The organism is Streptomyces sp. NPDC044719 (assembly GCF_056433405.1).
This window is the reverse complement of the sequence record NZ_JBWKHE010000010.1, coordinates 80,399-94,443: the sequence shown is the minus strand read 5'-3', so window position 1 is coordinate 94,443 and position 14,045 is coordinate 80,399. Positions and strand designations below refer to the sequence as shown.

The 14,045-nt window shown below is 71.4% G+C and carries 9 protein-coding genes; 5 read left to right on the top strand and 4 right to left on the bottom strand.

All coding sequences use genetic code 11. The annotated features are described in order from the left end of the window. Positions 1 to 238: 238 nt before the first annotated feature. Positions 239 to 1,756, bottom strand: a complete 1,518-nt coding sequence (locus AC07DF_RS34735) for a M1 family metallopeptidase (RefSeq protein ID WP_478980400.1) — start codon at positions 1,754 to 1,756, stop codon at positions 239 to 241. Positions 1,757 to 1,956: 200 nt separating this feature from the next. Between AC07DF_RS34735 and AC07DF_RS34730 the strand changes: the two genes are divergently transcribed. The 3 genes from AC07DF_RS34730 (at position 1,957) to AC07DF_RS34720 (ending at position 6,993) form a co-directional block, all read left to right on the top strand. Continuing rightward, complete coding sequence (locus AC07DF_RS34730) at positions 1,957 to 3,912, top strand: Xaa-Pro dipeptidyl-peptidase (RefSeq protein WP_478980398.1); 1,956 nt, start codon at positions 1,957 to 1,959, stop codon at positions 3,910 to 3,912. Further along, positions 3,909 to 5,186 (top strand): M14 family metallopeptidase, encoded by a 1,278-nt coding sequence (locus AC07DF_RS34725; RefSeq protein WP_478980396.1) that lies wholly within the window; start codon positions 3,909 to 3,911, stop codon positions 5,184 to 5,186. Before AC07DF_RS34730 ends, AC07DF_RS34725 begins: the two co-directional genes overlap by 4 nt. Before the next feature lie 82 nt (positions 5,187 to 5,268). Next, complete coding sequence (locus AC07DF_RS34720; RefSeq protein WP_478980394.1) at positions 5,269 to 6,993, top strand: BCCT family transporter; 1,725 nt, start codon at positions 5,269 to 5,271, stop codon at positions 6,991 to 6,993. Positions 6,994 to 7,224: 231 nt separating this feature from the next. On the opposite strand, the gene AC07DF_RS34715 is transcribed toward AC07DF_RS34720, so the two are convergent. Further along, a complete protein-coding gene (locus AC07DF_RS34715; RefSeq protein ID WP_478980392.1) occupies positions 7,225 to 8,199 on the bottom strand; it encodes an FAD-dependent oxidoreductase in 975 nt (324 codons plus the stop codon). Between the two features lie 66 nt (positions 8,200 to 8,265). Between AC07DF_RS34715 and AC07DF_RS34710 the strand changes: the two genes are divergently transcribed. Continuing rightward, positions 8,266 to 9,300 (top strand): oxidoreductase, encoded by a 1,035-nt coding sequence (locus AC07DF_RS34710; protein WP_478980389.1) that lies wholly within the window; start codon positions 8,266 to 8,268, stop codon positions 9,298 to 9,300. A gap of 13 nt (positions 9,301 to 9,313) precedes the next feature. Then, positions 9,314 to 10,954 (top strand): ABC-F family ATP-binding cassette domain-containing protein, encoded by a 1,641-nt coding sequence (locus AC07DF_RS34705; RefSeq protein WP_478980387.1) that lies wholly within the window; start codon positions 9,314 to 9,316, stop codon positions 10,952 to 10,954. Here the strand turns inward: AC07DF_RS34705 and AC07DF_RS34700 are convergent. Further along, positions 10,951 to 11,499 carry a putative glycolipid-binding domain-containing protein gene (locus AC07DF_RS34700; RefSeq protein ID WP_478980385.1) on the bottom strand — a complete coding sequence of 183 codons (549 nt, stop codon included), beginning with the start codon at positions 11,497 to 11,499 and terminating at the stop codon, positions 10,951 to 10,953. The genes AC07DF_RS34705 and AC07DF_RS34700 overlap by 4 nt on opposite strands. Before the next feature lie 139 nt (positions 11,500 to 11,638). Further along, positions 11,639 to 14,026 carry a Tex family protein gene (locus AC07DF_RS34695; RefSeq protein ID WP_478980383.1) on the bottom strand — a complete coding sequence of 796 codons (2,388 nt, stop codon included), beginning with the start codon at positions 14,024 to 14,026 and terminating at the stop codon, positions 11,639 to 11,641. Positions 14,027 to 14,045: the final 19 nt, after the last annotated feature.

Sequence of the window (14,045 nt, the reverse complement as noted above, 5' to 3'; positions counted from 1 at the left end):
CCCTGTCGGCGTGATGCCGTGGGGCCTCCGTGTGCCGCCCCGCAGGCGCGATGCCGTGGCGCGCCTCCCTCTGCCGCCCCGTCGGCGTAATGCCGCTGCGCCCCCACCTGCCGCCCGTCGGTGCGATGCCGCTGCCCCCGCCGTGGGGGTGCGATGCCGCTGCCCCCCCCCGCCCTGGGGGTGCGATGCCGCTGCCCCCCCCCGGGCCGCCCCGGCAGCGCCACCGCCCACGGCTAGATCAACGCGACCCCCTTACGGCCCGGCCGTGCTCGTGCACGCCGTTCGTCGCGGTGATCTTCTTCCACGACTTGGGCTGCGTCACCGACCCGCCCGCCTCGGCGACGGACGCGGCCCGCGCCGCCGGTGCCGTCGGCTTCGTCGGCTGGAACAGCCACGTGTCGAAGAGCGCGGCCAAGGGCTTCCCGGACACCTCCTCGGCATAGCGCCGGAAGTCGGCGACCGACGCGTTGCCATGGGCGTACTTCTGCGGCCAGCCCTTGAGGATCGCGAAGAACGCCTCGTCACCGATCTCGTTGCGCAGCGCCTGGACGGCCAGCGCGCCCCGGTCGTAGACCGCCGCGTCGAACTGGTTCTCCGGACCCGGGTCCCCGGGCTTCACCGTCCAGAACGAGTCGTCCGCCGGATGCGAGGCGTACACGTGGTCGGCGAGTTCCTGCGCCGTGCCCTCGCCCTCGTGCTCCGACCAGAGCCACTGCGCGTACCGTGCGAACCCCTCGTTGATCCAGATGTCCTTCCAGCGCTTCAGGGACACGTCGTCCCCGTACCACTGGTGGGCGATCTCATGGACGACCAGGGACACGTTCGACCCGTTGGCGAACTGCCGCGGGCTGTAGTACGGCCGGGTCTGCGTCTCCAGCGCGTACCCCGTGGTGGTGTTCGGCACATAGCCGCCGAGCGCGTTGTAGGGGTACGGCCCGAAGTACCCGGCCAGCCAGTCCGCGATCTCCCCGGTCCGTTCGATGCTCGCCCGGGCCGCGCCGGCGTGGTCGCCCAGGTCCTTGCTGTAGGCGTTGAGGACCGGAATGCCGCTCTCGGTTGTGCCCGTCGTGATGTCGAACTTCCCGACCGCGAGCGTGGCGAGGTACGTGGCCTGCGGCTTGTTCGAGCGCCAGTTCCAACGGGTCCAGCCGAGCCGTGAACTCGTCGACTGGAGCGTCCCGTTGGAGATGGCCTGCGTGCCGTCCGGGACCAGTACGGACACGTCGTAGGTGGCCTTGTCGAGCGGGTGGTCGTTGCCGGGGAACCACCACGCCGCCGCCTCGGGCTCGTTCGCCGCGACACCGCCGTCCGGAGTGCGGTGCCAGCTCGTGAAACCGTAGGCCTGCTTCGACGACGGCACGCCGCGGTAGCGCACGACGACCGTCACGGGTACGCCCTTGGCCAGCGGCGTCTTCGGTGTGATCTCCAGCTCGTGCTCGCCCGACGTCCTGAACGAGGCCTTCGCGCCGTTGACGAGCACCTCGCCGACGTCCAGCAGGAAGTCCAGATTGAAGCTCGACAGCTCCTGCGTGGTGCGGGCCACGAGGGTCGCCGTGCCCTCCAGCTCGTCCGTGGCCGGCTGGTACTTCAGCCGGAGGTCGTAGTGGGAGACGTCGTATCCGCCGTTCCCGTAGGCCGGGTAGTAGGGGTCACCGATGCCCGGCGCGCCGGGGGAGTGGGGCGCGGCCGATGCCGGGATCGCCAGCAGGAGAACGGCCGCTGCCAGGGCTCCCGGCGCGATGATTCTGCGGTGCACGCAAGGCTCCAAGTCGTAGGTCCCGAAAGCTGTCCGGAGCCTATTGACTCCCTGTGCCACTAGTCATGTCCATGGTCCCTGCTGTCACACGATCGCCATTCGGCCGACATGAGGCACCCGCCCCCCGGCCCCCTCCCGGACACGCCGGTCCGTCAGTTGCCCTCTTCTGAACAGGAGTTCACCGATGTAGCGTCCGGCGCATGCCGAAACGCACGTGCTTCACGACCTGGAGACCGCTCGCGACGGCGGCCACGGCCGCCCTCTTGGCCACACTGCTCACCCCGGCCGCGGCACAGGCCGCCCCGCGCGGGAGCGAACCCGTCTACTCGTACGACAAGGCCGTCCGCGAGGCCGTCTGGGTGGACACCGGACTCGACGGCGACGGTGACGGAAAGGCCGACCGGGTCGCCGTCGACATCGTCCGCCCCCGCGAACCCGCCCGGCAGGGCCGCAAGGTCCCCGTCATCATGGACGCCAGCCCGTACTACTCCTGCTGCGGGCGCGGCAACGAGAGCCAGAAGAAGACGTACGACGCGAACGGCGACGTCGTCCAGATGCCGCTGTACTACGACAACTACTTCGTGCCCCGCGGCTACGCCTTCGTCGGCGTCGACCTGGCCGGAACCAACCGCTCCGACGGCTGCGACGACGTCGGCGGCCGCTCCGACGTCCAGTCCGCGAAGGCCGTCGTCGACTGGCTGAACGGCCGAGCCAAGGCCTACACGACCCGCACCGGCACCACCCGCGCCAAGGCCGGCTGGACCAACGGCCGCACCGGAATGATCGGCAAGAGCTGGGACGGCACCATCGCCAACGGCGTCGCCGCCACCGGCGTCAAGGGCCTGAAGACCATCGTCCCGATCAGCGCCATCTCCTCCTGGTACGACTATTACTTTCAGCAGGGCGCCCCGCTCTACGACTCCGGCCCCGAGTGGCTGTCCGACTACGTCAACAGCCCCGACGCCCGCGAGAAGTGCGGCGCCGTGCAGCAGAAGCTCGTCGACGGCGCGCCGCGCACCGGCGACCGGACCCCGCTGTGGACCGAGCGCGACTACGTGAAGGACGCGAAGAAGGTCAGGGCCAGCGTCTTCCTGATCCACGGCATGCAGGACCTCAACGTCCGCATGAAGCACCTCGGCCAGTGGTGGGACGCCCTAGCGAAGCACGGCGTCGAGCGCAAGATCTGGCTCTCCCAGACCGGCCACGTCGACCCCTTCGACTTCCGCCGCGCCACCTGGGTCGACACCCTGCACCGCTGGTTCGACCACGAACTCATGGGCTACGACAACGGCATCGACCGCGAGCCCATGGCCGACATCGAACGCCGTCCCGACCAGTGGAGCACCTCCGAGGTCTGGCCGCCGGCCGGCACCCGGTCCACCACCCTGCGCCCCGACCGGGGCATCCAGCCCGGCGTCGGCACCCTCGGCCTGCACCGCGGCCACGGCACCGAGACCTTCACCGACGACCCGAAGCTGAGCGAGACCGACTGGGCCGCCCAGGTTGACAAGCCGACACCGGAGAAGGCCGGTTTCACCACCGGGCCGCTCACCCGCGACCTGCGTCTGTCCGGCTCCTCCGAGGTCACCGTCACCGCGACGCCCTCCACCCCGACGGCCCATCTCTCCGCCGTCCTCGTGGACATCGGCCCCGACACGATCCGCGACTACGCCGACGCCGGCGAAGGCATCACCACCCTCCCGAACCGCACCTGCTGGGGCGCGAGCACCCCCGGCGACAGCTCCTGCTTCAAGGAGGCGAAGGCCAAGACCGCCGACGTCGACTACACGGTCGTCAGCCGCGGCTGGGCCGACCTCGGCAACCACGCCTCGGACGACAAGGGCTCCCCGCTCACCCCGGGCAAGCGGTACACGATCACCCTCGACCTGGCGGCGACCGACCACGTCGTCCCGAAGGGACACCGTCTGGCCCTGATCGTCGCGGGCACCGACAAGGGCCTCATCGACCCTCCCGCCGACACGCCGAAGCTGGCGCTCGACCTCTCCCGCACCTCGGCCGACGTGCCGTTCGTCGGCGGGCCCGCCGCCTTCGCCCGTGCCACCGCGGGTGCCGCGTTCACCCCGCCCGTGGCCGCGCTCCTGGACGGCGTACGGGAACCGCGCACCACCCATCGCGTCCCGGAGGGAACCCAGTGAACCGCGTCCGCGCCCTGACCTTGACCGCCGCCCTCGCCGCGTCCCTGGTGGCCGTCCCCGCCCAGGCGGCCACGGCCGGCGACTCCCCGCCGCGCACCGGCTTCGAGCGGACCTACGGCGCCCGCTGGACCACCCAGCCCGAGGAGCAGGACTTCCTCCGGGCCGTCGACCGGTCGAGCAGCCGGGTCTCCCTGACCCGCTTCGGTACGACGAAGCAGGACCGCCCGCTCCAACTCGTCCGCATCGGCACAAGCCCGAGCCCGAACAAGGTGCTCCTCGTGTGCAGCCAGCACGGCGACGAACCCTCCGGCCGCGAGGCCTGTCTCACCACCGTCCGTGACCTCGCACACGCCCGAGACAGCCGCACCCGGCGCTTCCTGGACCGCACCACCGTGCTCGTCGTGCCCACGGCCAACCCCGACGGCCGGGCCGCGAACACCCGCGGCAACAGCGACGGCGTCGACATCAACCGCGACCACCTCGCCCTCAAGACCGCCGAGGGCCGTGCCCTGGCCACGCTCATCCGCGACCAGCGCCCCGACATCATCTACGACCTGCACGAATACGGCGCAACCCCCCAGTACTACGACAAAGCGCTCTTCGATCTGTGGCCACGCAACCTCAACACCCATGACGCGGTCCACGACGAGGCGAAGACCCTGTCCGAGGCCTACGTCCGCCCCGCGGCGCAGCGGGCCGGTCACTCGACCGGCACCTACGGCATCTGGACCGATCCCGAAACCGGCGAACCGATCAAACAGGTCGCCGGAGACGGGCAGGAGCGCATTCTGCGCAATATGTCCGGTGTAAAGCATTCGGTCGGACTGCTCATCGAGAGCCGTGTGGATCCGCTCACCGAAGCGGAGAAGGCGGACGAGGCGCTGAACAACCGGCGCCGGGTCACCTCCCAACTGGACGCGCTCAAGGGTCTGTTCGGATACACCGAACAGCGCCGGGGCCGCATCGAGGCCACGACGGGCAAGGCCCGGCTCGCCGGCTGGGCGGCCACCGGCCCGGTCTACGTCGGCGGCGCCGACAACGACACGCCCGAACCCGCCGAGGTGATCCAGAACCCGCCCTGCGGCTACCGGCTCACCGCCGAGCAGTACGCCGAGGTCGGCGACGAACTCGCGCTGCACGGTGTGCGCGTACGGAAGGATGCCGAGGGCGTGCTCGTCCCCCTGCGCCAGCCCCTGCGGGCACTCGTCCCGCTGCTGCTCGACGAACGGGCCACGTACCACCTCACGGCAGCCGAGTCCGAACCGCAATGTTGAGGAGGATGAATTTGCGCCACACGTGGTAGGGGCGTTACGGAGGACTTACGTTCCTCCTACGTTCCAATGAAAGGTGCCGCCTGTGACACATGACCGACCAAGCGAGAAGCATCCTCACGGGGGAGGCACGCTGCCGGGTTCGGAAGCGGGCCTCCCCGGTCAGGAGAGGCCTCAGACCGACCGGATCGTCTTCGGTGTCACGGCGGCGCTCACCCTCGCCTTCGTGATCTGGGGCGCCACGGCGACCGACTCGCTCGAATCCGTCTCCACGAGCATGCTCAGCGGGCTGATGCACAACGGCGGCTGGGCGTTCATGCTCGCCGCCTCCGGCTTCGTCGTGTTCGCCCTCTGGATCGCGGCCAGCCGTTACGGCCGTATCCACCTCGGTGCGGAGGGTGAGGAGCCCGAGTTCCGCACGGTGTCCTGGGTCGCGATGATGTTCAGCGCGGGCATGGGCATCGGCCTGATGTTCTACGGCGTGAGCGAACCGCTGTCGCACTACTCGACGCCCCCGCCGGGCTCGAATCCGGCCGACTCCGGTGAACGCATGGAGACGGCCATGGCCACCACCTTGTTCCACTGGACGCTCCACCCGTGGGCGATCTACGCCGTGGTGGGCCTCGCCATCGCCTACAGCACCTTCCGCAGGCGGCGGCGCCAGACCATCAGCGCCGTCTTCACCCCGCTCATCGGCAAGAAGCACGCGAACGGCACCCCTGGCCGCGTCATCGACATCCTCGCGATCGTCGCGACCATCTTCGGCTCCGCCGCCTCCCTGGGACTCGGCGCGCTGCAGATCGGCTCCGGAGTGCAGGAGCTGGGCTGGATGGACAAGGTGAGCACCGGGCTGCTCGTCGCGATCATCGCGGTGCTGACCCTGGCCTTCGTCGCGTCCGCGATCTCCGGTGTGGAGAAGGGCATCCAGTGGCTGTCCAACACCAACATGGTGCTGGCGCTGGTCCTCGCCCTGTTCGTGTTCGTGGCGGGCCCGACCATCATCGTCCTCGACCTGCTGCCGACGTCGGTCTTCGCCTACCTCGGCGACCTGCCCCAGCTGGCCGGCCGCACGGAGGCGAGCGGCGGGGAGGGCGTCGCGGACTGGCTGGGCAGCTGGACCGTCTTCTACTGGGCGTGGTGGATCTCCTGGACGCCGTTCGTCGGCATGTTCATCGCCCGGATCAGCCGGGGCCGGACCATCCGGCAGTTCATCGGCGGCGTCATCCTCGTGCCCAGCACGGTCAGCCTGATCTGGTTCGCGATCTTCGGCGGCTCGGCGATGAAGATGCAGGAGGAGAACAGGCTCGGCAAGGAGGCGACCCCCGAGGGCCAGCTCTTCGACGTGCTGCAGCAGTTCCCCATCGCCACCGTCACCAGCCTGCTGGTGATGATCCTCGTCGGCATCTTCTTCGTCTCCGGCGCCGACGCGGCGTCGATCGTCATGGGCACGCTCTCGCAGAAGGGCGCGCTCGAACCCGGCCGCCTGGTGGTGGTGTTCTGGGGTGTCGTCACCGGTGCGGTGGCCGCGATCATGCTGCTCGTCGGCAGCGGCTCGGGCGACGCGCTGACAGGCCTGCAGAACCTCACCATCCTCGCGGCGGCGCCGTTCGTCGTCGTGATGACCCTCATGTGCGTCGCCCTCATGCGCGACCTGCGCCGCGACCCGGTGATGGTGCGTGAGCAGATGGGGTCCGAGGCCGTCGAGATGGCCGTCATGGAAGGCCACAAGAAGTACGACGGCGAGTTCGAGTTCCGGGTCGGCCCTGGCCGGGGCCCGGACGTCGAGGGCGACCCGATCGGCAAGCACTGACCGAGCGCCCGCCCTGCCGGATGCCCCCGACCGGGGCGTCGGAGCCCGACGGCTCCGACGCCTTGGGCCGGGGGCATCCGGCTTTCGGCGGCCTGGGCGTTCTCGGCCCGGGTGCTTCGGGCTCCACGGCCCCGGGGCCCTTGCCGCGCGCGCGGCGCTGGCCGCTGGAGCGGCCGGGCCGGAGTGCTTCGGGTCGAGCGGGCCGGTTGCCTTCACCCCGGTCGGAGGCCGTCAGCCGCGCTGCGCCCCGTCCCCTCCGTCGCAGACCAGCCGCACCGCTTCCTCCGCGCACCCCCACGCCACCGTGACGCCCGCGCCGCCGTGGCCGTAGTTGTGCACCAGGAGCCGGCCGTCCGGCAGGGCGTCGCGGTCCAGGCGGACCGCGGGGCGGGTTGGGCGCAGTCCGACCCGGTGTTCCAGGACGCGCGCCCGGGCGATCTCCGGCCGCAGTGCCGCGCAGCGGCGGACGATCGCCTCGGCCGTCGCGGGGTCTGGCTCTGGCGACCACGCGTCCTCCTCCGCCGTACCGCCGAGGACGAGACCGGCCGGCTGCGGAAACATGTACGCGTGCTCCCCGGCCGCATCGGTGGTGACGAGAAACGTGTCGATCCCGGGGTTCTCCACGACCACCAACTGCCCGCGCACGGGCCGCACGGACGGATCCGGCACCAGCTCACGTGCCCCGAGCCCCGTGCAGTTGACCACGACCGGCGCGTCGGCCTCCGCGAACGAGGACACCGTACGGGCCTCGACCACCCCGCCCGCGGCCACGAACCGCTCCCGCAGCCACGGCAGATGAGCGGGCATGTCGATCAGGGGAAGCCGTGCCCGGACGCCCGTGCCCGCGTACTCCCCGGCCCTGGCCTGCCGCAGCCCCGGTACCCGCCCCGCCAGCCACCCGTCGACCTCGTCGAGACGGGTCTCGCCCAGTACCCCTTCGACCATGCGTACGCCGGTCGGTCCGGGCCGCGCCGCCAGCTCCTCGTACACCTCCAGCGACCGCAGCGCCCACGCACGCGCGAGCGCGGCCGGCTCGATCCGGTACGGCCACCACAGCGCCCCCGCAACCGCTGAGGTGGTCGCCTCGACGGCGTCCCGCGTCCACACCCGCACCCGCCGCCCGCGTTCGGCCAGCAGCACCGCCGTCGTCAACCCGACGACCCCGCCACCGACCACCAGGATCTCGTCGCTCCGCTCGCCCGCCATGCCGGGACCGTAGCGGAATATGTCATGCCGTGCTCACATCACGCGCAGTATGGGGATACTCACAGCATGTGTGCCGAATACGCGACCTTCGGCCTGGCACCCGCGATGCGGGCCGGCGGAGTTCTCCACGACGGCGGTTACCAGGTCCACCGGGACTTCGTGGACTTCATCGTCGACGGACGCCCGCTGCTGTTCCGGCTCTCCGACCTCGACGCCGTCTCCCCGCTCGCCTCCGACGTCCCGCCCGCCATCTTCACCGCACAGGTCCGCAGCCTGCTCCTGGAGAGCCCGGCGCCCCTGCCCGGCGGCCGCTACGTCGTCTACGGCTGCCCGGAGTGCGAGGACCTGGCGTGCGGAGCCGTCACCGCGCTCATCCGGCGGGACGGCGAGGACTTCATCTGGCGGGACTTCGCCTGGCAGACCGACGAACACGCCGACCTCGACCTCAACGGCTACCACGGCATCGGCCCGTTCCGCTTCCGCGGCGCCGAGTACCGCGCGGCCTTGAGCGCCCTGCTGAACGGCTCAGCCCCGGACACCCGGCGCCGCGTCCTGCTGATCGGCCCCCGCGTCGCGGTCCTGGCCAAGCTCGCCGCGGCGTTACGCACCATCGGCGTCGGCGCCGACATCGCCCACGACGCCGACGGAGTGCCCGCCGACGAACTGCGCGCCTACGGCGCCGTCGCCTTCGGCCGCGCGACCGGCGAGCGGGACCGCGCCGCCGTCCGCCGCGCCTTCGAACAGGCCGAGGTCCCCGTCGCCTACGTCGACGGCCTCGCCCCGATCGTCCCCCTCCTCGTCGCCCAGATCGAACACGCCCTGGACCGGGGCACGGTGGCACAGCACCGCCTCACCGGCCTGACCGCCGCCGACAGCGGGGCGGACATCGAGGTCACCTCCGCCTGCCGGGTCACCCTCACCGCCTACCGCCTCGACCGGCTCTCCCGCACCCACACCCACGAGATCTTCGACGGCGTCCTCGAACCGGGCCGTCACCACCTCGTCCTCGACGCCAGGTCGGTGAGGGGACGGTCCTACGTCGTGGCGCGCACCTCCGGAAGTGTCCTGGTGACGGCAGTGACCCACGGAGCGGCCCACTAATATCGGCGACCTGATGACTGCCACCCTCGTCGCCAAGAATCTCGCCGCCGGCCACGGCGACCGCTCCCTGTTCACCGGGCTCGACCTCGTCGTCGCGCCCGGCGATGTGATCGGCCTGGTCGGAGCCAACGGCGCCGGCAAGTCCACCCTGCTCAGGATGCTCGCCGGACTCACCGCACCCGAGCAGGGCGAACTGCGCCTGTCCCCACCGACCGCCACCGTCGGCCACCTCCCGCAGGAGCCGGACCGCCGGCCCGGCGAGACCGTCCGGGCGTTCCTGGCCCGCCGCACCGGCGTCGCCGAGGCCCAGCGGACCATGGACGAGGCGACCCAGGCCCTGGTCGACGCGGCCCCCGGCGCCGACGACGCCTACGCCACCAGCCTGGAGCGCTGGCTCGGGCTCGGCGGCGCCGACCTCGACGAACGCGCCGAGGAGATCGCCGACTCACTGGGCCTCGCGGTCGACCTGGACCAGCCCATGACGTCCCTGTCCGGCGGCCAGGCGGCCCGCGCCGGCCTCGCCTCCCTGCTGCTCTCCCGCTACGACGTCTTCCTCCTCGACGAGCCGACCAACGACCTCGACCTGGACGGCCTGGAACGCCTCGAACGCTTTGTGAGCGGCCTGCGCGCCGGCACGGTCGTCGTCAGCCACGACCGCGAGTTCCTCACCCGCACCGTCACCAAGGTCCTCGAACTCGACCTCGCCCAAGGGCAGATCAACCTCTACGGCGGCGGCTACGACGCCTACCTCGAGGAGCGGGACGTCGCCCGCCGGCACGCCCGCGACGAGTACGAGGAGTACGAGGGAAAGAAGACCGCCCTTGAGGACCGCGCCCGGACCCAGCGGTCCTGGATGGACAAGGGCGTGAAGAACGCGCGCCGCAAGGCGGGCAACGACAACGACAAGATCGGCCGCAAGTTCCGCAGCGAGGCCAGCGAGAAGCAGGCCGCGAAGGCCCGGCAGACCCAGCGCATGATCGAACGCCTGGATGTCGTCGAGGAGCCGCGCAAGGAGTGGGAACTGCGCATGGAGATCGCGTCGGCGCCGCGCTCGGGCGCCGTCGTCGCGACCCTGCGGGACGCCGAGGTGCGCCGCGGCGGCTTCGTCCTCGGCCCGGTGTCCCTCCAGATCGACTGGGCGGACCGGGTGGCGGTGACCGGCGCGAACGGCGCGGGCAAGTCCACGCTGCTGGCCGCCCTGCTCGGCCGTGTCCCGCTCGACGCCGGGCACGCCGCGCTCGGCTCGGGCGTCCTGCTCGGCGAGGTCGACCAGGCCCGCAAGCTCTTCCACGGCCAGGAGGCCCTGCTCGACGCCTTCCGGGCGGCCGTCCCGGACACCGAACCGGTCGAGATCCGCACCCTCCTGGCCAAGTTCGGCCTCAAGTCGGAGCATGTCCTACGCCCGGCGGCGACCCTCTCCCCGGGCGAGCGCACGAGAGCCGCGCTGGCGCTGCTCCAGGGCCGGGGCGTCAACCTCCTGGTCCTCGACGAGCCGACCAACCACCTCGACCTGCCCGCCATCGAGCAGCTGGAGTCGGCCCTCGACGCCTACGAGGGCACGCTCCTGCTGGTCACGCACGACCGCCGCATGCTGGACGCCGTCCGGGTGACGCGCCGCCTGGAGGTGGCGGACGGCAAGGTGACCGAGCGCTAGCGAGCCGTCAGACGGGTGGCGAGAGAGGGGTAGTCCACGACGTACCCCTCCTCGTCGAACTCCAGGTCGCTGCGGAAGTCACCGGAGGTGAAACGGACCCGCCCGGGCCCCAGATGCGTGTACGTCTGCCGCGAGGGCAGCACGCCCAGGTCCGGCACCGACACCCAGGCCATCAGGAACTGCCGCTCTCCGGGCGCCTGATGAAGCCCGTGCCGGAGCACCGGCATGGTGTTGGTGAGTGGGCACAGCCCGAGATCGCAGTCGAGAGCGCCGTCGATGTCGGGCAGCGGCTCGCCGTTCGCGGTCCAGTGGCCCTGACCGTCGTGCCGTAGATCGAGCTCGCGGGTCCCGTCCTCGGTCGCCGCGGTGACGCTCAGCCGCCGGGTCACGAAGCCTTCGGCGGTCTCGAGCTCGTACGAGATCCAGTACGGCTCCGGAACGGTACCGACGGCCCGCCCCCGGGCCCGCAGCACGCCGTCCTCCCGCTCGGCCCAGGCGGTCTCGAACCCCTGGCTCCCGGACACTTCCCAGGTAATGGCACGCATTCAGCAACCCTAGAACGGAAAGGGCGCGAAGCGCCTCTTTCCCAGGGGCCGCGGGACCGTTTCGATCTGCGGCTCCGCCGCGCGAGCGCGACCAGCCACAACGGACCCGCAGCTCCCCACGACCTCCCTGGCGGAGCCGTCAGCGCTTACCGCCCTTGGGGTCCGCCAGCCCCGCGCGGCGCAACGCGTCGGCCATCGCGCTGTTGGCAGGCGGCGGCGCCTGACGCGACCCGCCACGGCCGCCACCACCGCCACGCCCACCCTGCCGCTGCTGCGGCGGACGCCCGCCCCGCTGCCGGCGCTCACCGGAGCCGCCGCCCTGGCCCTGCGAGGCCGCCGCCTCGTCGTCCAGGCGCAGCGTCAGCGAGATCCGCTTGCGCGGGATGTCGACGTCGAGGACCTTCACCTTGACGATGTCCCCCGGCTTCACCACGTCCCGGGGGTCCTTGACGAACGTCTTCGACATCGCGGAGACGTGCACCAGGCCGTCCTGGTGCACACCGACGTCGACGAACGCCCCGAAGGCGGCGACGTTCGTCACGACGCCCTCCAGGACCATCCCGGCCGACAGGTCGGAGATCTTCTCCACGCCCTCCTGGAAGGCGGCCGTCTTGAAACCCGGACGCGGGTCGCGGCCCGGCTTCTCCAGCTCCTTCAGGATGTCGGTGACGGTCGGCAGACCGAACGTCTCGTCCACGAAGTCCTGCGGCTTCAGCGAGCGCAGCGCACCGGTGTTGCCGATGAGCGCGGCGACCTCCTGGCCGCTGGTCTTCACCATGCGCCGCACGACCGGGTAGGCCTCCGGGTGCACGCTGGACGCGTCCAGCGGGTCGTCACCGCCGCGGATCCGCAGGAAGCCCGCACACTGCTCGTACGCCTTGGGACCGAGCCGCGCCACCTTCTTCAGCCCGCCCCGGGACGTGAACGGCCCGTTGGCGTCCCGGTGCGCCACGATGTTCTCGGCGAGCCCGGAGGTGATGCCGGAGACCCGGGCGAGCAGCGGGGCCGACGCCGTGTTGACGTCCACGCCCACGCCGTTCACACAGTCCTCCACCACCGCGTCCAGCGAGCGCGACAGCTTCAGCTCGGACAGGTCGTGCTGGTACTGGCCGACGCCGATCGACTTCGGGTCGATCTTCACCAGCTCGGCCAGCGGGTCCTGGAGCCGCCGCGCGATCGACACGGCACCGCGCAGCGACACGTCCATGTCGGGCAGCTCCTGCGAGGCGAACGCGGATGCCGAGTACACGGACGCGCCGGCCTCGGAGACCATCACCTTCGTGAGCTTCAGCTCCGGGTGCTTGCTGATCAGCTCCCCGGCGAGTTTGTCGGTCTCGCGGGACGCCGTGCCGTTGCCGATGGCGACCAGCTCGACCGCGTGCTCCTTGGCGAGCCGGGCCAGCTTGGCGATGGCCTCGTCCCACCGGTTGGCCGGGACGTGCGGGTGGATGACGTCCGTCGCGACGACCTTGCCGGTCGCGTCCACCACGGCGACCTTCACGCCCGTGCGGAAACCGGGGTCCAGGCCGAGTGTCGCGCGCGTACCCGCCGGGGCCGCGAGCAGCAGGTCGCGCAGATTCGCCGCGAAGACCCGCACCGCCTCGTCCTCGGCGGCCGTGCGCAGCCGCAGCCGCAGGTCGATGCCGAGGTGCACGAGGATACGGGTGCGCCACGCCCAACGGACGGTGTCCTTGAGCCACTTGTCGCCGGGCCGGCCCCGGTCGGCGATCCCGAACCGGTTCGCGACGATCCCCTCGTAGGACGACGGGCCGTCCGTGGCTTCCTCGGGCTCCAGAGCCAGCTCGAGGACATCCTCCTTCTCGCCGCGCAGCATGGCCAGGACGCGGTGCGAGGGCAGCTCGGTGAACGGCTCGGCGAAGTCGAAGTAGTCGGCGAACTTCGCTCCCGCCTCCTCCTTGCCGTCCCGCACCTTGGCGGCCAGCCGCCCGCGCACCCACATGCGCTCGCGCAGCTCGCCGATCAGGTCGGCGTCCTCCGAGAACCGCTCGGTGAGGATCGCCCGGGCGCCGTCGAGGGCGGCCTGCGGATCGGCCACGCCCTTGTCGGCGTCGACGAACGCGGCCGCCGCGGCGAGGGGCTCGACACCCGGATCGCCGAGCAGCCCCTCCGCCAGCGGCTCGAGACCCGCCTCGCGGGCGATCTGCGCCTTGGTGCGCCGCTTGGGCTTGTACGGGAGGTAGATGTCCTCCAGGCGCGCCTTGGTCTCGGCGCCCCGGATCCGCGCCTGAAGCTCCTCGGTGAGCTTGCCCTGCTCGCGCACCGACTCCAGGATCGCCGCCCGCCGCTCCTCGAGCTCCCGCAGATAGCGCAGCCGCTCCTCGACGGTGCGCAGCTGCGCGTCGTCGAGCATCTCGGTCGCTTCCTTGCGGTAGCGAGCGATGAAGGGCACCGTAGAACCGCCGTCGAGCAGTTCCACGGCGGCCCTGACCTGCCGCTCCCGTACGCCGAGCTCCTCGGCGATCCTGCCTTCGATGGACCCTACTTCGATGGACCCGGGTGTCGTCACGATCCCGTACCGCCTTCTC

What these genes read in the sequence shown, in the direction of transcription:
- AC07DF_RS34730 (WP_478980398.1), top strand. Translation starts at nt 1,957, where the DNA reads ATGCCGAAACGCACGTGCTTCACGACCTGGAGACCGCTCGCGACGGCG.
- AC07DF_RS34715 (WP_478980392.1), bottom strand. Translation starts at nt 8,199, where the DNA reads ATGGCGGGCGAGCGGAGCGACGAGATCCTGGTGGTCGGTGGCGGGGTC.
- AC07DF_RS34710 (WP_478980389.1), top strand. Translation starts at nt 8,266, where the DNA reads ATGTGTGCCGAATACGCGACCTTCGGCCTGGCACCCGCGATGCGGGCC.
- AC07DF_RS34705 (WP_478980387.1), top strand. Translation starts at nt 9,314, where the DNA reads ATGACTGCCACCCTCGTCGCCAAGAATCTCGCCGCCGGCCACGGCGAC.
- AC07DF_RS34700 (WP_478980385.1), bottom strand. Translation starts at nt 11,499, where the DNA reads ATGCGTGCCATTACCTGGGAAGTGTCCGGGAGCCAGGGGTTCGAGACC.